Source organism: Proteiniphilum sp. (genome assembly GCF_034927365.1).
GTDB lineage: Bacteria > Bacteroidota > Bacteroidia > Bacteroidales > Dysgonomonadaceae > Proteiniphilum.
In genome coordinates this window covers 96,928-121,291 of the sequence record NZ_JAYFQD010000015.1, presented here as the reverse complement: position 1 = coordinate 121,291, position 24,364 = coordinate 96,928, and the positions used below count along the sequence as shown (strand labels likewise).

The following is a 24,364-nucleotide window of genomic DNA, read 5'->3' as shown; positions in this document are numbered from 1 at the left end:
ATAACATGAACGAAGTGAATGAATAACAGCGAAGCGAATAACGTGAACGAAGTAAAGAAAATAGAAATCATGGATACTACGCTCCGGGATGGTGAACAAACCTCGGGCGTATCCTTTGCTACACAAGAGAAAGTGAGTGTAGTACGCCTTTTGCTGGAAGAGCTGAAGGTGGACAGGGTAGAAATTGCTTCTGCGAGAGTTTCCGAAGGGGAATTTCAATCTGTGAAGAAAATGGCCCAGTGGGCGCAGACTCATGGTTATCTGGACCGGCTCGAGGTGCTGGGATTTGTAGATGGTACCACTTCCCTGGAATGGATCGTCAATGCCGGATGTAAAGTGGTGAACCTGCTCTGCAAAGGCTCGTTGAAGCACTGTACCTATCAGTTGTGCAAGTCCCAACAGGAACATCTGGCAGATGTGAAGACCACTATTGCCCACGCACAACGGATGGGTTTGACCGTCAATCTCTATCTTGAAGACTGGTCCAACGGGATGCGTGACTCAAAAGAGTATGTATTCCAGATGGTAGATGGATTGAAAGATGAACCGGTCACCCGTTTTATGCTGCCTGACACATTGGGAGTGCTCAATCCTGATGAGACATACAGCTTCTGTACCGAAATGATCACCCGTTACCCGGGTATTCATTTCGACTTTCATGCCCATAACGATTATGACCTGGCCGTGGCCAACGTCTATGAAGCGATTAAAGCGGGGGTTGACGGAGTACATGTTACCGTGAATGGCCTTGGAGAACGGGCCGGCAATGCACCTATTACCAGCGTAGTAGCGCTTATCCATGATCACATGGGATTAACCACTAATGTCGATGAGTCGAAACTCTATAATGTGAGTAAGGTGGTGGAGAGCTACTCCGGCGTGCGTATCCCGAACAACAAGCCGGTGATCGGCGACAATGTCTTCACACAGGTAGCGGGTGTACATGCCGATGGGGATAAAAAGAAAAACCTCTACTTCAATGATCTGATGCCCGAACGGTTCGGTCGTTTTCGTGAATATGCCCTCGGCAAGAATGCAGGACGCTCCAATATCATTAAAAATCTGGAAGCATTGGGTATAGAACTCGATGATGAAGCAACCCGCAAAGTGACGGCTCGTATCATTGAACTGGGTGATAGGAAAGAGATTGTGAATCTCGATGAACTGCCTTACATTGTATCCGATGTGTTGAAGAACGGAGTAGAAAACCAGGATATCAAAATGCTTAATTATTCACTTACGTTGACGGACGGATTGCGGCCGACTGCTACGGTGAAGATATCGATAAAAGGAGAAGTGTACCAGGAGACTGCTGCAGGAGATGGGCAATATCATGCTTTCTCCAAAGCGATGTATAAAATATACAAGAAACTTGATAAATCGGCGCCGGAGCTGATTGATTACGTCGTGGTAATCCCTCCCGGAGGTAAAACAAATGCTTATGTACAGACGGTAATCACTTGGAAATTCGAAGAGAAAGTGTTCAAAACCCGTGCGCTGGATATCGACCAGACAGTAGCCGCCATCAAGGCTACAATGAAAATGTTGAATATGATAGAAAGTGGAAATATTCCCAATATGAATTATATGAGGCTTCCTTGATTAATTGACAATTGAGAATTGACAATTGAGAATGAGAGTAATACGAATAATGTATAATATCCCAATGAGACTAGAGTGAATAATAATAATTTAATGATACAATGGTTTGTCATTTAATTGGCACATTGGCACATTGATAAATTAGCACATTAGTTTATTCTTGGATCTAAATAAAAATATATGCAATTGAATATAGCTGTACTGCCGGGTGACGGAATAGGCCCGGAGATCATGAAGCAGGCGCTGAATATAACATCGGCAGTATGTGAAAAATTCGGTCATACTTTGACCTGTAAAGAGGCCATCGTGGGCGCCTGTGCCATCGATGCCACCGGAGATCCTTATCCTGCCGAAACGCATGAACTTTGTATGCAGAGCGATGCGGTGTTATTTGGTGCTATCGGTGATCCCAAATATGATAATGATCCCAATGCGAAAGTACGTCCCGAGCAGGGATTGCTTCGTATGCGCAAGCAATTGGGTCTTTATGGGAATATCCGTCCGGTAATGACTTTCCCTTCCCTGATCCATAAATCGCCATTGCGGGCTGACCTGGTAGAAGGGGCTGATTTTGTATGCATCCGTGAACTTACGGGTGGCATGTATTTCGGTCGACCTCAGGGTAGGAGTGAAGATGGTAATACGGCTTATGATACTTGTGTCTATACCCGTGAAGAAGTGGAACGTGTATTGCATCTGGCTTATAAATTCGCCGGGCAGCGACGCAAAAAATTGACAGTAGTAGATAAGGCAAATGTGATTGCGACCTCACGTCTTTGGCGCCAGATCGCACAAGAGATCGCACCGCAATATCCCGATATTGAAACCGATTTTCTCTTCGTGGACAATGCCGCTATGCGTATTATCCAGTGGCCTAAAAGCTTCGATGTGATGGTGACCGAGAATCTGTTCGGTGATATACTCACCGACGAGGCTTCCGTGATCACAGGATCGTTAGGATTACTTCCCTCGGCATCGGTAGGTTTGCATACCTCACTGTTCGAACCCATTCATGGATCCTATCCCCAGGCAACCGGTAAGAATATTGCCAATCCGGTGGCCATGATCCTCTCCGCAGCATTGATGTTTGAATACGGCTTCAACCTGATGGAGGAAGGAGCGCTTATTCGCGAAGCAGTCAATGCGAGCCTCGAAGCAGGTGTTGTCACCGAAGATATTGCCGACGGTGGAAAAGCTTACAAAACCTCTGAAGTAGGGGAATGGATAGAACGGTTTGTGAGAAACAGGAAATAATGTACCAATGTGATTAATATGCCAATGTGCCAATGATAGACTGGAGAGAGTAGAAGGCTGGGATGAGGAGAAAGGGAGTTTGTGAAAGATCAAATCATAATTTCTAAATCTAAAATCTTAAAGTCTTGAATCTTGGTTCTTGGCGCTTGATTCTAAAGAAATGAACAAAAATATAAATAGCTCCGATTTACGCAGTGCGACCAGTACGCAGGGGCGACGTATGGCAGGTGCACGCGCACTTTGGCATGCCAACGGGATGACACGTGAACAGATGGGAAAACCGATCATCGCGATCGTCAATTCCTTCACTCAGTTCGTACCCGGCCATACACATCTGCATGGGATTGGTCAGATGGTGAAGGCTGAGATTGAAAAGCTGGGATGCTTTGCTGCCGAGTTCAATACTATCGCCGTAGACGATGGGATCGCCATGGGACACGACGGTATGCTTTATTCTCTCCCATCACGTGATCTGATTGCCGACTCGGTAGAGTATATGGTCAATGCCCATAAGGCTGATGCGATGATCTGCATCAGTAACTGCGACAAAATCACACCGGGAATGTTGATAGCTGCCATGCGTTTGAATATTCCGGCTATATTTGTCTCGGGAGGACCAATGGAAGCCGGTAAGGTAGGCGACGAACAGGTCGACCTGATCGATGCCATGATCGAATCGGCCGATGAATCGGTTTCCGATGAGCGGGTTGCCGAACTTGAACAGTTGGCTTGTCCCACTTGCGGATCCTGCTCCGGCATGTTCACCGCCAATTCCATGAACTGCCTCAACGAGGCGATCGGATTGGCACTGCCTGGCAACGGCACCATCCTGGCGACGCATGTCAACCGCAAACAGCTTTTTATCGATGCTGCCCACCAGATCGTAGAAAATGCTTACAGATATTACTCGGAAGGCGACGATACGGTGTTGCCGAGGAATATTGCTACGCGCGAATCTTTCCTCAATGCCATGACTCTCGATATCGCCATGGGTGGCTCTACCAACACCATCCTTCACACGCTGGCTATTGCCCATGAAGGGGAGATCGACTTCACTTTGGATGATATCGATGCCCTGTCGCGTCGTGTACCTTGCATTTGTAAGGTGGCGCCTAACTCCAAAAAATACCATATCCAGGATGTGAACCGTGCAGGCGGCATCATGGGGATTATGAATGAACTGGCCAAAGCCGGACTGGTAAATACCTCGGTATACCGTGCCGATGGACGTACCCTGGCAGAAGCATTGGCAGCATATGATATAACCGACGGAAATCCGGGTGATGAGGCACGCAGAATCTACTCATCCGCTCCCGGTAACCGATACAATATTGTGATGGCTTCGCAGAATGCACAGTTCAGGGAACTGGATACCGACCGGGAGAACGGTTGTATCCGTAGCGTTGAACATGCTTACACCAAAGATGGTGGGCTGGCTATCCTGAAAGGAAATATAGCCGAGAAAGGCTGCGTGGTGAAAACAGCCGGGGTGGACGAGAGTATCTGGAAATTCAGCGGCACAGCCAAAGTATTTCATTCACAGGATGATGCTTGTACGGGTATCCTTAACGGCGACGTGCAGGCAGGCGATGTGGTAGTGATCGTGTATGAAGGGCCCAAAGGTGGTCCCGGTATGCAGGAGATGCTCTATCCCACATCCTATATCAAAGCCAGACATCTTGGCACAGAGTGCGCCCTGATTACGGATGGACGTTTTTCGGGTGGTACCTCGGGACTTTCCATTGGCCACATCTCGCCCGAAGCCGCTGCAGGCGGTAGTATCGGACTGGTACAAGACGGGGATGTCATCGAGATCGATATTCCCGCCCGTTCTATCAACCTGAAAATTTCTGACGAGGAATTGCTGAAAAGAAGAAGGTTGGAAGAGGCTGAAGGTGAAAATGCCTTCAAACCCCAACGCGACAGAGTCATCTCGAAAGCCTTGAAAGCGTATGCCGCTTTTGTGAGCTCGGCCGACCTCGGAGCGGTAAGAATCATTTAAGAAAAAGAGTTACAATTTTAGGTTCAAGTTTAAAGAGAAGAGAATATGGACAAAAATAATCAAACGGAAACCATTCCAGGGAGTGAAATACTTATTCGCTCACTGCTTGCCGAAGGTGTAGATACCATATTCGGCTATCCGGGTGGCGCTATCATGCCGGTATTTGACGCCCTGTATGATCATAAGCATGAGATCAGGCACATACTGGTGCGACATGAACAGGGAGCGCTCCATGCAGCGCAAGGATATGCAAGAGTCTCGGAAAAAGTGGGTGTGGCCCTCGTTACATCCGGTCCGGGAGCAACCAATGCGATCACCGGCATCACCGATGCAATGATGGACAGCACTCCGTTAGTGGTGATTTCGGGACAGGTGAATTCCACCCTGCTCGGTTCCGATGCTTTTCAGGAGGCCGACGTGATTGGTGTTACCCAACCCATCACCAAATGGGCTTACCAGATAAGGCGTGCGGAAGATATCGCATGGGCAGTATCCAGGGCATTCTATATCGCTTCGAGCGGTCGCCCCGGACCGGTAGTACTTGATATCGCCAAAGATGCTCAGGTACTTAAATGCGACTATTCTTACCAAAAGACTACTTTTTTAAGGAGTTATCACCCGCAACCGGAAGTGGAAGACGATAAGATAAAGATGGCTGCCGAGATCATCAACAGTGCTAAAAAGCCATTTGCACTGGTAGGACAAGGGGTAGTCCTGGGGAAAGCCGAAGAAGAGTTACGTACTTTCTTGGAAAAGAGTGGTATCCCCTTTGCATCTACTATCCTGGGACTCTCTGCCATACCATCCGATCATCCTCTGAATCAGGGTATGCTCGGGATGCACGGCAACGTGGCTCCCAATATGAAGACCAATGAGTGTGATGTCCTGATCGCTATCGGGATGCGGTTCGACGACCGGGTGACGGGTGATCTGAAGACCTACGCAAAGCAGGCAAAGGTGATCCATTTCGATATCGATCTGGCAGAGATGGATAAGAACGTGAAGACCACGGTAAAGGTATTGGGTGACGCCAAACAGACACTACCGATGGTGACCGCGCTGATCGAAAAGAAATCTTATCCGGAGTGGATCGAGGAGTTCAAACCCTATGAACAGAAGGAATACGATTGTATCATCAAAAATGAACTTTATCCCCAGAACGGAGGAGCTATAAAGATGGGCGAGGTGGTTAACAAGGTCACCGAAGCCACCCGGAACAGGGCGATCTGTGTGACGGACGTAGGGCAACACCAGATGATGGCTACCCGCTATTTCAAGTACAATCAAACACGGAGTATGGTTACGTCAGGCGGATTGGGTACGATGGGATTCGGACTGCCTGCAGGAATTGGCGCTAAATATGGTGCACCCGACAGAACAGTTTGTATCTTCGTGGGCGACGGTGGACTGCAGATGACGATCCAGGAATTCGGAACCATCATGGAGTACGGCATCGATGTGAAGATCATCCTGCTGAACAATAATTTCCTTGGGATGGTGCGCCAATGGCAGGAACTTTTCTTTGATGAACGCTATTCGGAGACCCACCTGAAAAATCCTGATTTTATAAAAATTGCCGATGCCTATAATATCAAGGGAAGGAAAGTGACAGAACGCACAGAACTCGATAGTGCTATACAGGAGATGCTCGCTCACAAAGGAGCTTACCTGCTCGAAGTGCTTGTAGAAACCAAAGGTATGGTTTACCCGATGGTACCTGCCGGAGGGACTATTACGAATATTCTTCTCGGGAACGGACACTCTTTATAAAGTTAAAAGTGAAAAATTAAAAGTGATTTTCTTGGAAACGCGGACAACATCAAATTTGTATGTAGAATGCCGGATTACGATAGAAAATCAGACTAATAAATAATTAGCATGGACGGGAATAAAAAATTATATACCATCACTATTTTCTCAGAAAATACGGTAGGTGTGCTCAATCAGATCACTACGATCTTTACCCGCAGACAACTCAATATCGAGACATTGTCGGTTTCTCCTTCTGCTATCAGAGGAATCCACAAGTTTACCATTACTACTTTTTCAGAAGATGATGAGGTAATGAAAAAACTGGTACGGCTGATCGATAAACGGGTAGATATCCTGAAGGCTTATTTCAACACCGATGAAGATCTGGTACATCAGGAGTTGGCTCTCTATAAACTTTCCACCGATAAGGTAATGGAACATGGTTCTATAGAGTATCTGGTAAGAAAATACAATATCAGGATACTGGAAGTCAATAAAGACTGCGTGGTATTCCTGAAGGCAGGCCATTATGAAGAGACTCAGAATCTGTTCGAAGAACTGGCCGACTCCATTGGTGTGTTGCAGTTCGTTCGTTCAGGAAGGATCGCCATCACCAAATCGAAGGTGGAACGCCTGAGTGATATGCTGGCTAAATGGGAACAGCAGAGAAACGGGATTGCTCAACCTGAGAGTGCAGTACAAAATCAATGAAACAGGAAATTAATTATAAACAAACAGTCAGGGATTTAGGATGTAAGATGTAGGATTGAGAAATTTAGATTCGGAATTTAAAGTCTTGAGTCTAAAAATCTTGGTTCTAAAAGTCTAAAAATCTTGATTCTTGACTCTAATAGTCTAACAAAAATGGCAAGAATGAATTTTGGCGGGGTTGAAGAGAATGTCGTTACCCGCGACGAGTTTCCCCTGGAGAAAGCACGGGAGGTATTGAAAGATGAAACAATTGCGGTGATCGGTTATGGTGTGCAAGGTCCCGGACAATCCCTCAACCTGCGTGATAATGGTTTTAACGTGATCATAGGGCAACGGAAAGAGAGTAAAACCTGGGATAAGGCGGTAGCCGATGGATGGGTTCCCGGCGAAACGCTCTTCGATATTGAAGAGGCTTGTCAACGGGGAACTATCATTCAATACCTGTTGTCTGATGCTGCACAGATTGCTTTGTGGCCGACGGTGAAAAAACACCTGACTCCCGGTAAGGCGCTCTATTTTTCACATGGATTCGGTATTACCTATAAAGAACGTACCGGTATCATTCCTTCCGCCGATGTGGATGTGATCTTAGTCGCACCCAAAGGATCCGGCACAAGCCTCCGCAAGATGTTCCTGGAAGGACGTGGATTGAATTCCAGTTATGCCGTTTATCAGGATGCAACCGGAAGGGCACACGATCGTGCTATCGCCCTCGGTATTGGTGTGGGTTCAGGTTATCTTTTCGAAACCGACTTCAAACGTGAAGTGTATTCCGACCTGACGGGTGAACGTGGTACGCTGATGGGGGCTATCCAGGGTTTATTGTTAGCACAATACGAAGTATTGCGTGAAAACGGACATACCCCTTCCGAAGCGTTCAACGAAACCGTAGAAGAACTTACCCAGTCGTTAATGCCCTTGTTCGCAGAAAAGGGTATGGACTGGATGTATGCCAACTGTTCAACTACTGCGCAGCGCGGAGCTCTCGACTGGATGGGACCGTTCCACGACGCTACCAAGCCGGTATTCGAAAAACTCTATAAAGAAGTAGCTTGTGGCAATGAAGCACAACGTTCCATCGACAGCAATTCCCAGGTTGATTACCGGGAAAAACTGGAAGAGGAACTCAAAGCCCTTCGTGAGAGCGAAATGTGGCAGACCGGTGCAGTTGTAAGAAAATTGCGTCCGGAAAACAATTGATTGCTACGAAGCTGATCATAGATGCAGTAACCCTAAAAGTTAGAGCCCGATGAATACCGGGCTCTTTTTTATTTTAGGGAGTAATTCAAATTGCAAGGATCAGGATTTATAGCTAATTTTGTTTCATAAATCAAGAATATGTCTTGCATCTTGTGTCTAAAAGTCTTGACTCTAAATTTTCAATATATGAAACAGAATCTGATCATTTTTTTTATCTATAGCCTTATTTCATTTGGAGAAGTATTGAGTGTAGAGGCGCAAAACCTAAAAGGTTTTACACTACCTACCCCGTGGACAGAAGATGCGTTGAGGGCTGAAGTCCCTTTGCCGGAATACCCTCGTCCGCAAATGGAACGTACCGAGTGGCTTAATCTCAATGGTAAATGGGACTATATGGGAGGAAAAGACAAGGCAGATCCCGTATCAGCTATTATGACTCCAAAATTCCCTGCAAATCCCGAAAAAATATGGGTGCCCTTTGCTCCCGAAGCAGAGCTTTCGGGCATTGCGCGAAAGGACGAAGTGAATTTGTGGTACAGACGTTCCGTAACTCTGCCTGCTCAATGGAAGGATAAACGTATCCTGCTGCATTTTGGTGCGGTGGATCGGATTGCCGCTATTTTTATCAATGACCGGAAGGTGGGTACACACAAAGGTGGATACGGAAGTTTCTCGTTTGATATTACCGATTATCTGAGACCGGGGATCAATACTCTTGTGGTAGGTGCGTACGATCCTAATGACGGACTTGCTCCATCAGGTAAGAATGGACCTCGCGGCGATTACACTTTCTCTTCCGGAATATGGCAGACGGTATGGATGGAACCTGTGGAAAAAGAATACATTTCCGGCATAAAACTTATTCCCGATATTAACAACAACCGGTTGGAAGTAACAGTGTCGACAACCATGAGTGGACTTAAAGTAACCGCCACAGCTATGGCCGACGGTTCACAAGTAGCCAGGGTAGAAGGAACAGCAAGCGAAAAATTCTATATACCTATTCCAAATCCAAGACTTTGGTCTCCGAAAGATCCTTTCCTGTATGACTTGAAACTGGAACTGCGCAACAAACGCGGACAGGTAGTAGATGTGGTAAAAAGCTACTTTGGAATGCGCTCAATAGAACTTGGGAAAGTGGGAGGAGTAACCCGTACACTGCTTAATGGTGAGTTCCAATTCCATCTCGGCCTTCTCGATCAGGGTTACTGGCCCGATGGCGTATTCACTGCTCCCTCGGATGAGGCTTTGCTCTACGATATCGAGCTGGCTCAAAGAACAGGTTTCAACGTGATACGTAAACACATTAAAGTGGAGCCGCAACGTTGGTATTATCATTGTGATCGTCTTGGGGTGCTTGTATGGCAGGATATGCCCAATCTCTGGGAACCCGATCTTCCCGATTCGGTAGCCTTAAGGAAGCAGTTCCGCGAAGAATTGAAGGAGATGATCGATCAACATATCAATTCACCATCCATTGTGATGTGGGTACCATTCAATGAGAATTGGGGTGCTTTCGAAGTTACCGATATCACGGACTGGATAAAAAAGTATGATCCTTCCCGATTGGTGAATGGGAACTCCGGTTATAACTATGCCCCAGGATACCGACCGGCTTATGGTGATCCGGGTAACGGTGATTTTAACGATTTACATAACTATGGACAAATTAATGAATCGCATACTCCTGCTCCTGACGATCGCCGTGCTGCTTCTATAGGTGAATTCGGCGGCAAAGGACTTTATGTGCGGGATCACATGTGGCCGGTAAGAAACAATGCATACGAGATACTAATCAATAAAGAAAACCTGTCCGACACTTATGTCAAGTTGATTTTTGATGTAGAGCAAATGATGGTCTATCGGGGGGTAAGTGCAGCCATTTACACTCAAACTACCGATGTGGAACACGAGATCAACGGTCTTGTTACCTATGACCGTCAGGTTGAAAAAATGGAATTCGACAAAGTAAAGGCTATCAATGAGGCTTTGTTGAAAACGGCAAAAAAGCTGAATGATAATGGCAATACCCTGTCGGAATCACGTACCTATCCACAATAATTGCGGTTACTATTATTGCAAGATTCATCGAATTATTCTGATACTCTATCTGTCATTCACTGATTTAACGATATGGTTTGAAACCAGGCTATCGTATAAGGTATTGTAATAAGAGTTGCTTATCGGTAAGGATAAATTTTCTGCGATGATGACCCTTTTATATTCTATGGCTTTTATTCGCGATACTGACACTATATAGGAGCGGTGTATTCTTTTGAAAAAGTCATTGGGCAATGTTTTTTCCAAATTTTTCAGACTATCCATGATTACGATGGGCTTGGAATTTTCGTGATGAATTTTTATATAATCACCTATTGCTTCAATATAAATAATATCAGTATAGTTTATTTTAAGTAATTTCCCTTTTGATTTTATGAAGATATAGTCCTTTGCTGATTCGATGGATGGTACATGATCTTTCATATCCGTATCTATATCTTTCGAACCCTTCTCTTTTATATAGTCGAGTATTTTTTGTGTCGTTTTAAGGTATCTGGCAAAAGGCACGGGTTTCAACAAATAGTCGATAGCATTGATATTGAATCCGTCTATTGCATATTTGGTATGGGCCGAGATTATAACTACCAGGGCATTTTTATTCTGGTTTAAACAGAGAGACTCCAGTAGCTGAAGTCCGTTAATATCAGGCATCTCTACATCACAAAAGATCACATCAACTTTTTTAGTCCTTAACCCCTCTAAAGCCTTTATCGGATCATAATATATTTCGGTTACTTCAAAATTCGGAGTCTTATCTATGTAGTATTTTAAAATATCCGAAGCGGGAGGTTCATCATCAATAATAACACAGTTTATTTTTCTCATTATCGTATCTATTATATTATTTCTATTTACACGAAGTATCAAAGATGATTAAATCGAGGTAGAAAGAATCATTTGTTTCCTTTATAAACAGTTTGTGTTTATCAGGATAGATGAGGTTTAATTTCCTTTTCGTATTCTTTATTCCGATATTTTTTCCGATATGTTGAAAATCAATCTTCTTGTATTTTTTATTTTTTGTCGTGAAATGTATGCTATTCTCTTCTGCTTTGATATGGATAGATATGGTAGACTGGTAATGATTACTTATCCCATACTGAAAGCTGTTTTCAATGAATGAGATGAATGTAAGAGGAGCAATCATGTGCCCCTCTGTATTACCTTCCACATTAAATTCGATATTTAAAGTATCCGTAAACCGTAAACTTTGCAGATCAATATAATTAATGATATAGTCGATTTCTTCTTGTAAAGTGACAAGATTTGTATCTATTTTGTCAAATATATAGCGAATTACCTGTGAATATAGTAGTATGGCATCCAGTGCTTTATCGCTTTCCTTAAGGACTAATGAATAAATCGTATTTAGCGTATTGAGAATGAAATGAGGATTGATCTGGGCTTTTAAATAAGCAAGTTCAATGATGGTTTTTTCAGCTTCTATTTCTTTATTTCTTTTGTTGAGTGATATCCATTCATCTGTTAGCCTATAACATGAACTAAGCATCCAGAATAGTAAAAATTGGGTCAGAGGGAGAATAATCCGCCTGCTGTGAATTATTCTTCTCCTTTCCGGTGTAAAGGGTGGGATTTCAAAAGGAGGAGGTCCTTTTGGATACATTTCCGGATTATGAAAAAAATCAAATTGAAAAAAAAGAGAAAAGACATAATGATGAAAATAGATGTATAACACAAGGATTATCGCTATTATGAGGCTATAGAGTATATACTTTTTATTGAAGATTAATGTGACGAATAAATAATTGGCATTCACGTAAAAGAAACATACTAAATACAAATATATAATGATAAAGGGAAGGCTTCTTATCAAAGAAAATGTATTGTCCGGATGTGAAGACATTGATGTTATGATCAGGAGAATAACAACCCAGATAAGAATGTGTAATAATATTCGTATTAATTTTTTATACATCAAATAGTTAGTTTAAATCTAAAGTGAATTGTAGATTGTGATTATATATCGCTAATCAGATATATTGATTTTTTCACTGAGTTCTTCAACCGTAATGGATGGGTCTCCTCCGTTTCTTATTTTTGAGACAACAATTTCACCAATGTCGAGGGCTGATTTTTTATCCGGGAAAGGCTTACCTCCTGTAATACAAGGTATATATGGTTGCAATATGATCACTTTGTCATTCTTGCTTATTTGATATCCCCAGCCATTTCCTGATTTAAATGTTTCTACCTTATAAATGTCACTACTTTCATTTTTGATTGAAAAGGGAAGTGAGAAATATATCAGTAAAGTAACTGCGATTACAGATAATATAATTATTGATACTCTTTTAATCATACTCACTATATTCATCTCTCGGTTTAAATTCCCACATATCATCAAAATAAAGAGAGGTTGATGTTGTAGACCCTACACCCGTTAAGACAAACCCCCTGTTATCGATCGAAAAGCCAACAGCTCCGGTGCGGGCTGATCCTTCAAAAGATGTTCTTTGGGTCCATCTGTCGGTAGTAGGATTATATTCCCAGGTGTAGCTGTTAAGACTACCGGTTTCACCTGTTGATAAATATCCCAATCCGTTAATGACAAAAGAAACAGTATTTAAACGTGCAATGGTCGTATAATCGTCATCGAAATCGGAATCAGTTTTATCACCTATATGAGCTTTTTGTTCCCATGTTTGAGTGTCGGGATCGAACATCCAAAAATCAGTAGGATAGGTAGCATTATTTATACCTCCCACCACATATGCTTTATTGTTTATAACAAAACTGGTAGCATTGCCCCGTTTTGTCCCTTGTATACTCACTCCGGTTTCCCATGTATCTGTCTGGGGGCTGTATTTATAAAAATCCATATAATAATTGGTGCTAAAACCGGTACCTACATAGCCAATGCCTTTCAGATAAAATGCAGTAACACCATAACGGGCACCGCCTGGAAAATCGGCTTTTTGTGTCCATTGATTATTGACCGGATCAAATTCCCAGAAATCGCTATGATAATTGATACCATCGGTTCCGGTACCATAATAACCTTTATCTTCAGATGCAAATACAAAGGCAGAACTCCGCGCGGGTCCGGGAAAATCAGCTTTCTGTGTCCAATAGCCCTGATCAATATTATACTCCCAAATGTCATTTAATCTTTGGCTTCTGGTAGTATAGCCTCCTACTACATATGCTTTTCGGTCTATTACGAAGCAAGACGCAAATCCCCTGACCGGCCCTCCGAAATCCGAACGTCTGATCCAGTTACCCACCAAATCATCATCGTCATCATCAGAGCAGGAGAGAAAACAGAATAGACTGCATAAACCAAGAAAAAGGATTACTAATAGTTTGATTCGATCATTCATAATAATATGGATTAATTAATATTTTACTACTCCTTTGTTTTCTTCAAGTATGGACAAAAGTATACAAGCTCTCTTTCCTGAAAAAAAAATATCGACGAATGTCGTTTGAATTACGATGAACGCCCAAAAAACATCGCCAATTGACTTTCAACTGATGATTCCTCACAAAAATCGTATTTATAGAACATAAGGAATGACTCAAAGATGAACCTATTCAGGTCATCGATTATATTTTTCAATCATATTTCCTTCATATTTCTTTGTTGAGTCAACTAAAATACATTTATGAAACGAACATAAAATCGATGAGTGATATACCGATAAGGTAGTTCTGATCAAAAGTCGATAAATCATTAAATAAATAATGTTGTATGAAATTTGCATCCTGCTTCTTATTATGCTTTCTCTTTTTTGCATCCTGCATCAGCGATCATTTTTCCGTGGGAGATAATCTCGTTTCAGTGAAAGGAAGGAATATGATTATAGAAGATTGTACGGTTGAGTTGGAAAGTCATTTGGGCGATTCATCCGTAACAACAGGATTGTCGAGAATTTTTGAGGGTAGGTATCACTCCCCAGACTTTGGAGTGATTACGGCCCATTCCTATTTCGACTTTAACCCTCCCTCTTATAGTTTGTCGGAATTTGCTCCTGATGCCATTACCACAGTTATATTTGATTCGATTACGTTGATTCTGAGATATGATAATTTTAGTTACGGAGATACAACTCAAATTCAGACAATGAATATTTACAAACTTCAGCAAATCATTGAATTAGATGGTAGAAATCAATTGTATACCACTTCATCTGTTCCTGTCGGGGAAGATCCCTGGGTGACTTATAAATTCCACAGGCCTGCAGAACATTGGGAAAACGATACTTTATTGGAACTGAGACTGCCGGATGAATTCGGATTAGAGTTGGTTAATCTTATGAAAACCCAGTCTGATTTGCTAAAAACCTATGATAATTTCCGAACTTATTTCAAAGGGATAAAGCTTTCTCCCGGTGTAGATGATAATGCTGCCGTCAACAGTTTTGTGATTAATAATGAATATCCGATTATAAGAATTTATTACACCACTATAGAGGGTATCACTACTGAAGAAAGAAAATTGGATATGACTGTTAATTCAACTACTGCCTTTTCTCAAATTGAAACCGACAGAAGCGAGACATTATTATATCCGTTGGGCTATAACAATTCTTTACCGTCCGCTGAAACCGATCATAAGGTATATTTACAGGGGTTGACCGGTTTATATACAAAACTTAGTTTCCCAGATCTAAATGAAATTCTAAAACTGGGAAAGCATATAATCATTTCTTCAGCAATCCTATATGTGTACCCGGTATTAGGGACATATGACGATTTTACTCCTCTGCCGACAAATCTTTCATTGAATTATCTGGATGAGAACGGCAAGGCAATAGATATATACGTTGATCCCAGTACAACAACTGTGCAATCCGGAACCCTGGTCGAGGATAAAGTTTATAATAAAAACACATATTATGTATTTGATGTAACAAGTTATCTGCAATATGAGTTAGGAATGATCGGGATGTACAAATCCTCATTACAATTATTTTTAGATGACACCGACAAGAACAACACCTTAAAAAGTTTAGTATTGGGCGATTCATCGTTTTCAAATGAGGAGAACAGAATTAAATTAATTATACAAGTTGTAATTTATGATAGAGATTAGAAAAAAGATATTTGTAATAATATTAACTCCAATCTGTTTTGGTTTGAATATTCAGGCCCAGGCAACTTATTCACCTTACTCGATGCTTGGGTTGGGAGAAATTGAGAACAGAGATTACGGAAGAACAGCAGGAATGTCTAATATCGGAATAGGAGTAAGAGATTTTGATTATTTGAATGTAATAAATCCGGCTGGTATTACGAAGTTGGATAGTTTAAGATTCATATATGATTTGTCGGTGGCAGGTAGACAATCGTATTTTACAGGAAAGGGAAAGCAAGACAATGCATTTAATGCAAATATGAAAAAAATCGCATTGGGATTCAGAATGTTACCTGGGTGGGGAATCTCTTTAGGGATAAAACCTTTTAGTGATACGGGTTATCAAATATATAGTGAAGAGCCTATCGAAGGATCCATAAATACAAAATCAGTATATCTCGAAGGGAGCGGAGGATTGTATCAATTATATCTGTCGAATGGAATTAAAATAACAGATTACCTATCTATAGGGGTCAATACAAAATATATAAGAGGTACATTGAAACAAACTGAAAATCAGTCAGAGTATCTTTTTGAAAAAGAGTCTAGAGTTTCTCAATTCTATAATACATTTGGGCTTCAATATCATAAAAAAGGAGTGACGGTTGGAGCAACCTATGGATATAAACAAAATATTTCGATGAAAAATAAAATGATAATATATAATAGTGGGCGCGAAATAATTCAGGAACAAAACGGCAGATTAACAGATCAATTTATCCCGGAAACGTTCGGACTGGGTTTTTCCAGTGGCACGAAAAAGATTATTTGGGGGATGGACTTCGAGTATCAGAAATGGAAAGGCCTTGAGTCCGGAATCAGTAGCGCTAAAATAGTAGATTCATATAGTCTGAATGCCGGTCTTGGTTATACTCCTAAAGGTAATCGATATTATAAATTCAGAACTTCAGGACAAATACAAGTCGGAGGCTCTTTTTCTAAATCTTATATACACATAGGAGGAAAGGATGCTTATAACTATTCTGTATCTGCCGGATACAGTTTGCCTGTATATTGGAATTTATTAAATATTTCACTTGAATACGGCAATTCTTTATCTGCACCATCAAGTTACATAAGAGAATCTTATTTAATGGTCACATTAAATTGCTCGATTATTGATGAATGGTTTAATATTAGAAGGTTTGAATAAAGATATTCGTTAAGTTAATACCTATTGTTATATCTCCTCCTCATGGGTAAGATCGAGTTTCTCGTCATCCTTGCCTCGGTCGAAGAACATCTTCTTGAGTGGATTTTTGCGGGCCTCATCATAAGCCTGCCTGTTCCTGAAGATGTCAATCCCCATATAGATCGCCTGACGGAACGACTCGTCGGATGCCAGGTCTTTACCTGCGATATCGTAAGCCGTACCATGATCGGGTGAGGTGCGAACGATGGGGAGCCCGGCGGTAAAATTGACCCCCGAATCCATGGCGAGCGTCTTGAAAGGGATCAGTCCCTGATCATGATACATAGCCAGGATGGCGTCGAATTCCTTGAAACGTCCGGAACCGAAGAATCCATCGGCGGGGAAAGGGCCGGCACAGAGGATCCACTGGTCTTGCGCCTCTTTCACCGCGGGAGCAATGATTTCGGCTTCCTCTTTACCCAGCAATCCGTTTTCACCGGCATGAGGATTCAAACCCAACACTGCAATACGCGGATTCTCTACCCTGAAATCGCGTTTGAGCGTCCGGTCGAGTGTCTTCAATTTCTCCATGATCAGTTCCTTGGATAGTTTCGACGACACTTCGGCAAGGGGAACGTGGGCTGTAGCCAATGCTACGCGCATCGTTTCGGTAGCCATAATCATCAAAGCCTTTTCTCCATTCGAGGCAAAACGTTCCTCCAGAAATTCGGTATGTCCGGGGAAATGGAACCGTTCGTTCTGGATAGAGTCTTTGTTGATAGGTAGGGTGACTAAAAGGTCGATCTTGCCATTGGCCAGATCACGGCAGGCAACATCCAATGCCGTATAGGCCGCTTCACCTGCTTCGGGACTTGGAGAGCCAAGCTCTATCTTAGTCTCCTCCCTGACACAATTGACAAGGTTAACTTTCCCTGAATGGGATTCTTCAACTTTAGAGATAATATGAAAGTTTACGGTGTCATTCTGAAGCACCTTGCGGTGATAAGACGCCGATTTGGATGATCCGTATACGATTGGGTGGAATAACTCTAATATTCTGGTGTCGGAGAAGGCTTTCATCAGTATCTCGTACCCTACGCCGTTCACATCACCATGCGTGATACCCACCTTGATTAATTCTGACATGTATATATGTTGATTAAAAACTTATGTAACTTTAAATATTTATCATCTTACGATTCTTCTTTTGTCGGAACACTAATGGTATATAGTGTGGATTCCAGATTTCTCAGAAGATTTCTTTTGTTCATTTCCGGGGCATAGACGAATACTTCCGCAACAACTACCATGCCGGTGTTCTTGTTGACGAACGCATGCATCACGAAGGGACCTCCCATCATATCGGAAGTCATCTCCCAGAGACCACGCAGTTCTGCCCTGAAAAGGCTGTCAGCCACCATCGTCCGGTAATCGGGAGAATAGGCAGAGGTGGTTGTCATTTCTGAATCGAATGATCCCCTGATATATTGGCCTAACACCTTATTGCGAGTAGTGATGAGAGAATCCTTTTCGAAAACGTTTTCCGTTCTGTAGGGAAATTGGTATATTACAACGTCCTGGCGTCCACGCGCAGCATTGTTGGTTGCCCAATAAAAATTCTCATGTTCAGTGACAGTCGTTAATCCCCTCGGAACATGGATGTTGATGTCAAAGATCTGCTTTACACGTGATAACGGTTCTTTTGTCTGATTCTTCAGGAGTACTACATTGCGTTGCAGTTCCTTTGTGACAAAATAATCCACTATCTCCTCCCTGTTTTCTCTGACGAATTCCACGAAAGCGGCCGTATCGGAGGCATGGATATGCATGATTACCTGTCCTACGGCATATTTATCGAGCTCCGAAGAGAGTTTCGGGTAGCTGTATATATTTGATATTTCCGGAACGATTATGTTCCTCGCCATCTTAAAAGTACCACTGAAATTCTCCGGTGTAAGTTGTAATATCCTGAAGTTGGGCTCCGGTTGTGGTAGCGCCTTCGCATTGGAGTTGAGTACGTCAAAAAGAGTCCTTCCCGCAATACCATCCCAATCTGTCTTGTCCATTATCACCATCACCTCGTTGGATGCTCCTGTGGCGGTAAAAAAACCGGCTCCGCTATCACAAGATGCAAACAGCAGGATAAATCCAAAAACAAGGGGCAAAACGGGATATCGTTTCATACTTATTTTTTAACGAACAAATATACGATTATTTGTATGAAATAAGAGTGCCCCGGTGAAAATAATCGTTAAACTTGCTGATAGAATGATGGCTATTTTACCAGTTTCGCCGTCGACAGCATGCCGCAGGCGGCGAAGATATCCTCTCCCCTCGAAGCACGGATGGTACAGATGAACCCTTTGGCGGTAAGAAAATCGCGGAATTTAACCATGTTCTCGTTGGTAGAGGGTTTCAGGTTACTCATCGGGATCACGTGGAACCGGATCAGGTTGATACGGCAATCCAGTCCGGCGAGCAATTTGGTCAGTTCGCGTGCGTAAAGTAGGGTGTCATTTACTCCGTCGAACATAATGTATTCGAACGAGAGCCTTCGCTGGTGACTCCAGTCATACTCACGCAGCATCTCAATGACCGAAGCCGAAGGCGCCGATTTCTCGATGGGCATGATAGCGAGCCGTTCTTCCGGGATCGGGTTGTGAAGGCTGACGGCCAGATGGCATTTACTTTCATCGAGGAACCGTTTCAGGTTCGATGTCAGCCCGATGGTGGAGAGTGTGATACGTCGGGGGCTCCAACCCAGTCCATACTCAGCCTGAAGCAGCTCCGACGCTTTTTTAACATTCTTGTAATTGTCCAGCGGTTCTCCCATTCCCATGAATACAAGGTTGGTAATCTCTTGTGAGTCGGGTACCGAGTAGACCTGGTTCAGAATTTCGGTGGTGGTAAGGTTGTCGTGCAACCCCTGTTTCCCCGTCATGCAGAAGTCGCAATTCATCCTGCATCCCACCTGGGAGGAGACACAGATGGTGAGTCGATCCTCTTCAGGAATAGTCACTGTCTCGATAAATTTTCCGCTGTAAGTCCTGAACAGCATCTTGCGGGTGCCGTCAACTGAGGTCTGTATATCTAAAGGCTCCGATCTACCAATATCAAATTTTTCCGAGAGCATTTCCCGATTCTTCAGCGAGATGTTAGTCATCTCATCGATGCTTTTTACACGTTTCGCATATATCCAGTCGGCAATCTGCTTGCCTGTGAATTTGGGCAAACCCAGTTGCGTCACGTTTTCGGTGATCTCGGCAAGTGTCATCCCCAGAAGATATTGTTTTTGATCCATTTGCTGCAATTGTATTTAGACTACAAAGATAGCACCAAACGGCCGTTTTTCTTCTATCATCGTAATACAAAATGAATTTGTTTAGCCGTAGGACTCAAAAAAATCCTATCTTTGCGATGAAACGCAATCATGTAAGACGGAGATGAAACAGATAATTTTCTCAATTTTTTTATTTTCAATAATGACCATAAGTACAATGGCTCAACATAATCCGATCCTGTTGTTTCCAGATGGTGCCCCGGGTGAGTCCCGGAAGATGGAGCAGGAAGATGACCTGAGTGGTAATAAAGTAGCCGGTTACCCTGTGCTTCGTGTCAGTAACGTGAGCGAACCTACACTTACTTTCTATCCTGCACCTGCCAACAACAATACCGGTGCTACGGTTATTGTGAACCCAGGCGGTGGTTATAATATCCTGGCATATAATCTGGAGGGAACGGAGATATGCCTGCGGCTCAACAGTTTCGGTGTCAATTGTGTATTGGTGAAATACCGTGTGCCGCGCCGGGAAGGGTTGGCAAAGCATGAAGCTCCCTTGCAGGACCTGCAGCGTGCCATCGCTTATACACGTTCCCATGCCCGTGAATGGAATATCGATCCCCGCAAGATTGGCGTGATGGGCTTTTCTGCTGGAGCACATCTCTCTGCGATGGCAAGTACCGCATACAGGGAACGAACCTATCCTAAAATCGATGCTTATGATGATGTGAGCCTCCGTCCTGATTTCTGTGTCCTTGTCTATCCTGCCTACCTATCCGGAGAGAATTTTTCCATATCTCCGGAATTAAAGGTCGACTCAGATACGCCTCCCACTATCCTTATCCAGACGCAGGACGACAACAGCTTTATCGACAGTAGCCTGTTTTATTACTATGCACTGAAACAAGCCAAGGTGCCCGTAGCCATGCATTTATATCCTTCGGGCGGTCATGGATACGGATTGAGAAATACGGGCCATGCCGTGAATGAATGGCCGGACAGGGTCATTTCATGGATGAAGGATATGGGTTTTATCACTTTACCTTCTATTCCTGAACTCTATCGACCTTTTGGGGATGATGACAGGGAGGCATTCTTAACACCTGCAAAAATCTACTACCCTGAAACATGGTTTCACTATATCGGAGGAAATGTGTCAAAGGAAGGTATTACAAAGGATTTAGAAGCGATCGCTGATGCTGGGATTTCAGGGATCCAGCTTTTTCACGGACAATTTGGTGGACCGTGGCCGGGGGTGGAACCGCAGATCACCAGTCTAAGCCCAAAATGGGATGATGCGGTGAAACATACGGCACAGGAGTGTCGTCGCCTGGGATTGCGTTTTGTAATGCAAAATTGTCCGGGCTGGGCCACTTCCGGAGGACCCTGGATCGAGCCGTCCAATGCGATGCGCCATCTTGCGTGGAGCCGCACAGACGTGGAAGGGGGGACAGTAGCTCAGTACATACTCCCTGTCCCTCGTCCCTTGCCTGAGTTGTATAGCGCCTCCAGGACCGGGAATGAAGAGTGGTTGGATTATAAGGACATCATGGTGCTGGCTTTCCCGACCCCGTTGGGCGATACTGGAGAGCCGCTTATACCAATCGAGGTGAAAAGTAATGCCGAAATTGCAGCGGAAGATTTTTTTACTGGTAACGCGAAAGGGCCTGTCCGGTTTTCGCCGGCAACGCAAGAAAACCCGAATTGGATAGAGGTTACTTTTTCAGACCCCGTCATGCTCCGTTCCGTTGAATTCCCCAGTATCAATAGCTTTAATCATCACCAATGTTATGAGCCGGGAGTAAATGTCCGGATAGAAGCCGTTTTGCCAAATGGGGATGTCAGGGATATCCTGCAAGTGGAAATGCCGCAGGCCAATTCACAGGATAATCGTCCCATCACACTTGCCTGTTCGGAACTGCCGGATGTGAACAGGTACAGGTTTTCCATCGTCAATAAATACCCGATGAGCCTCTCATCGCTTCGCTTATTTTCCGCAGCACGTAAAAATAGCTGGGAATCCGAAGCGGGATGGACGTTGCGTAGCATCGTGCGTGCCGGTGAATCGCCTGTCCAGACGACGGATGCTTTTGTCTCTTCTGATCAGATTATTGATATATCGGATAGTATGGATGAGCAGGGATATCTGAACTGGAAAGCTCCTTCGGGTAAATGGACGATCCTTCGTATCGGTCACATGAATACGGGAAGGCGTAATAGTCCGGCTCCTCCGGAAGGTACCGGATGGGAGTGCAACAAACTTTCCACCTCGGGCGCTGATGCCCAATTTGCCGGTTATATCGGGCGACTCTCTGCAGAGAATGGACCGCTTGCCGATGGTCTATTGAACGGAATACTTCTTGACAGTTGGGAGTGCTATACGCAAACCTGGACTCCTGACATGGAGAAAGAATTTGAAGGACAGGCCAACTATTCTCTCAGAAAATGGCTTCCGGCGATATTTGGATACGTGATTGACGATCACGAAACTTCGAAGCGTTTTTTATTGGACTGGCGCAGAACCATTAATAGCCTTTTTACTAATAATTTTTATGGACGTATGGCTAAATTGGCGCATGATAATGGTTTATATATCACCTATGAAACAGCGGCGGGAGATGTCTTCCCCGCCGATATTATGGAATATTTTAAATATGCGGATGTTCCCATGTGTGAATTTTGGCAACCCCTTATGGATGGTTTCGTGGGATCGAATAATTTTAAACCGGTCAAACCGGCTGCCTCTGCTGCACGTCTGTATGGTAAGCCGCGCCTCGCTGCAGAGGCCTTTACCTCTTTCGACCTGACATGGGATGAACATTTGGAAATGCTGAAGGAAGTCGCCAATATCAATAGTGTTGATGGTGTGACACATCTTGTATTTCACACCTATACCCATAACCCACAGGAACCATTCCTGCCACCGGGAACAGCTTTCGGTACCGGAATCGGTACCCCTTTCCTGCGCGGGCAGACATGGTGGAAATATATGCCTTTTTTTACGGATTACCTGGCCAGGTGCAGCTACCTTCTCGAGCGGGGACAGCCTGTATCGGATGTCTTATGGTATCTTGGAGATGAATTGAATCATAAACCGAATCAGAATGCCCCCTTTCCGAAGGGTTTCAGGTATGATTACTGTAATCCCGATATCTTGTTGCATAGGCTTTCGGTACGGGACGGATTGCTGGTAACTCCTGAAGGGATCAGCTATAAGGTGTTGTGGCTGCCCGATATCGCCCGTATGTTGCCGGAAACCCTCGAGAGAATTTATGCATTGGTGAACGATGGAGCCATTGTGGTGGGAGATGCCCCCCAAGGGCCGGCTACGCTTACTGACAGTCAAGCCGCTCAAAAGCGTTTCGATGCGGCAATAAAGAGTTTATGGGGAGAACGGCAAACAAAAGGAATACGTGCTGTAGGAAAAGGATCGGTTGTTTCAGGGTTAGCACTTGCCGATGCATTAGCGGCACTAAAAATAACACCCGATGTAGTGGGAGGGGATGCTTTATGGTTACATCGTCAAATTGAAGGGGCTGATTGGTATTTCATCTCAGCGCCAAAAGGAAGGGGATTTTCCGGCTCACTCGATTTCCGGTCGGTTGGGATTGTTGAGTTATGGGATCCGGTTACCGGAAATATAGTCTCAGTACCGGGTAAACGTAATGGCGACAGAACATCAGTAGAAATAGAGTTGCCTAAAGCCGGCGCATGCTTTGTCGTATTCAGGAAGGATGATGTTAATTCTGAATCTGTTGGGCGAGAGAAAGGGGAAATGATTGCCGGTTATTCACTATCTGATCCCTGGATACTCCGGTTTCCGTCCGGATGGGGAGCCCCGGCCTCGTTGAAACTGACGGACTTAAAACCATGGAAGGAACTGGATATCTCCGATGAGGCCAAAGCATTTTCCGGTACGGTCAATTATAGTACTACATTCAACATTGATAAATTGCATCCCGGGAAAAGATATATTCTCGATCTGGGGCGAGTGGATATGATCGCTGTGGTTTCTGTAAATGGTAAAGAATTACAACCGCTCTGGGCTTCTCCCTATAAAGTTGACATCACCGGTTTCGTGAAATCCGGAAAGAATACCATCAAAATAGACGTGACCAGTACCTGGTTTAACCGACTTGTGTATGATGCCGGACAACCCGAAGAAAATCGAAAGACCTGGACGATCAGTGGCCCGGGAAAGGATTCCCCTCTAAGGGAAACCGGCCTGTTGGGACCTGTAAAACTTCAGGTTTGGGGTGAAAAATAATTTAC

17 protein-coding genes are annotated in these 24,364 nt (G+C 43.8%); 10 read left to right on the top strand and 7 right to left on the bottom strand.

Annotated elements, in window-relative coordinates:
• Positions 1–18 precede the first annotated feature (18 nt).
• The 7 genes from VB073_RS12010 to VB073_RS11980 all read left to right on the top strand — a co-directional run bounded on the left by VB073_RS12010 (position 19) and on the right by VB073_RS11980 (position 10,582).
• Positions 19–1,602 carry an alpha-isopropylmalate synthase regulatory domain-containing protein gene (locus VB073_RS12010; RefSeq protein WP_323404422.1) on the top strand — a complete coding sequence of 528 codons (1,584 nt, stop codon included), beginning with the start codon at positions 19–21 and terminating at the stop codon, positions 1,600–1,602.
• 180 nt (positions 1,603–1,782) lie between these two features.
• The gene (gene leuB / locus VB073_RS12005; protein ID WP_323404421.1) at positions 1,783–2,856 is read left to right on the top strand and encodes a 3-isopropylmalate dehydrogenase; all 1,074 of its coding nucleotides are present in this window, start codon (positions 1,783–1,785) and stop codon (positions 2,854–2,856) included.
• A gap of 160 nt (positions 2,857–3,016) precedes the next feature.
• Entirely contained in the window at positions 3,017–4,858 is a 1,842-nt protein-coding gene (ilvD, locus tag VB073_RS12000) for a dihydroxy-acid dehydratase (RefSeq protein WP_323404420.1), read from the top strand.
• 45 nt (positions 4,859–4,903) lie between these two features.
• The gene (ilvB, locus tag VB073_RS11995; RefSeq protein WP_323404419.1) at positions 4,904–6,628 is read left to right on the top strand and encodes a biosynthetic-type acetolactate synthase large subunit; all 1,725 of its coding nucleotides are present in this window, start codon (positions 4,904–4,906) and stop codon (positions 6,626–6,628) included.
• 108 nt (positions 6,629–6,736) lie between these two features.
• Positions 6,737–7,321, top strand: a complete 585-nt coding sequence (gene ilvN, locus VB073_RS11990) for an acetolactate synthase small subunit (protein ID WP_323404418.1) — start codon at positions 6,737–6,739, stop codon at positions 7,319–7,321.
• Between the two features lie 153 nt (positions 7,322–7,474).
• Positions 7,475–8,521 (top strand): ketol-acid reductoisomerase, encoded by a 1,047-nt coding sequence (ilvC, locus tag VB073_RS11985; RefSeq protein WP_323404417.1) that lies wholly within the window; start codon positions 7,475–7,477, stop codon positions 8,519–8,521.
• Between the two features lie 186 nt (positions 8,522–8,707).
• The gene (locus VB073_RS11980; protein ID WP_323404416.1) at positions 8,708–10,582 is read left to right on the top strand and encodes a glycoside hydrolase family 2 protein; all 1,875 of its coding nucleotides are present in this window, start codon (positions 8,708–8,710) and stop codon (positions 10,580–10,582) included.
• Between the two features lie 45 nt (positions 10,583–10,627).
• Here VB073_RS11980 and VB073_RS11975 read toward each other — a convergent pair whose 3' ends face one another.
• The 4 genes from VB073_RS11975 to VB073_RS11960 form a co-directional block, all read right to left on the bottom strand.
• Complete coding sequence (locus tag VB073_RS11975) at positions 10,628–11,407, bottom strand: LytTR family DNA-binding domain-containing protein (protein ID WP_323404415.1); 780 nt, start codon at positions 11,405–11,407, stop codon at positions 10,628–10,630.
• A 22-nt stretch (positions 11,408–11,429) separates the two neighbouring features.
• The gene (locus VB073_RS11970; RefSeq protein ID WP_323404414.1) at positions 11,430–12,206 is read right to left on the bottom strand and encodes a histidine kinase; all 777 of its coding nucleotides are present in this window, start codon (positions 12,204–12,206) and stop codon (positions 11,430–11,432) included.
• Between the two features lie 363 nt (positions 12,207–12,569).
• On the bottom strand, positions 12,570–12,902 hold the full coding sequence (locus VB073_RS11965; RefSeq protein ID WP_323404413.1) for a DUF4907 domain-containing protein: 333 nt from the start codon (positions 12,900–12,902) through the stop codon (positions 12,570–12,572).
• Positions 12,895–13,923, bottom strand: a complete 1,029-nt coding sequence (locus VB073_RS11960) for a Kelch repeat-containing protein (RefSeq protein ID WP_323404412.1) — start codon at positions 13,921–13,923, stop codon at positions 12,895–12,897. The genes VB073_RS11965 and VB073_RS11960 overlap by 8 nt, the downstream gene beginning before the upstream one ends.
• Before the next feature lie 371 nt (positions 13,924–14,294).
• On the opposite strand from VB073_RS11960, the gene VB073_RS11955 reads away from it, so the two are divergent.
• Both VB073_RS11955 and VB073_RS11950 read left to right on the top strand, forming a co-directional pair.
• Positions 14,295–15,638 (top strand): DUF4270 family protein, encoded by a 1,344-nt coding sequence (locus tag VB073_RS11955; RefSeq protein ID WP_323404411.1) that lies wholly within the window; start codon positions 14,295–14,297, stop codon positions 15,636–15,638.
• Positions 15,625–16,833: a hypothetical protein gene (locus tag VB073_RS11950; protein ID WP_323404410.1), complete on the top strand. Its 1,209-nt coding sequence runs from the start codon at positions 15,625–15,627 to the stop codon at positions 16,831–16,833. Before VB073_RS11955 ends, VB073_RS11950 begins: the two co-directional genes overlap by 14 nt.
• Positions 16,834–16,860: 27 nt before the next feature.
• Here VB073_RS11950 and pdxA read toward each other — a convergent pair whose 3' ends face one another.
• From pdxA to rlmN, 3 genes are all read right to left on the bottom strand, one after another.
• Positions 16,861–17,958, bottom strand: coding sequence for a 4-hydroxythreonine-4-phosphate dehydrogenase PdxA (gene pdxA, locus VB073_RS11945; protein WP_323404409.1), 1,098 nt, complete (start codon positions 17,956–17,958; stop codon positions 16,861–16,863).
• Between the two features lie 47 nt (positions 17,959–18,005).
• Positions 18,006–18,995 (bottom strand): DUF4837 family protein, encoded by a 990-nt coding sequence (locus VB073_RS11940; RefSeq protein WP_323404408.1) that lies wholly within the window; start codon positions 18,993–18,995, stop codon positions 18,006–18,008.
• A 92-nt stretch (positions 18,996–19,087) separates the two neighbouring features.
• Entirely contained in the window at positions 19,088–20,113 is a 1,026-nt protein-coding gene (rlmN, locus tag VB073_RS11935; protein ID WP_323404407.1) for a 23S rRNA (adenine(2503)-C(2))-methyltransferase RlmN, read from the bottom strand.
• 196 nt (positions 20,114–20,309) lie between these two features.
• Between rlmN and VB073_RS11930 the strand changes: the two genes are divergently transcribed.
• On the top strand, positions 20,310–24,359 hold the full coding sequence (locus tag VB073_RS11930; protein ID WP_323404406.1) for a glycosyl hydrolase: 4,050 nt from the start codon (positions 20,310–20,312) through the stop codon (positions 24,357–24,359).
• Positions 24,360–24,364: the final 5 nt, after the last annotated feature.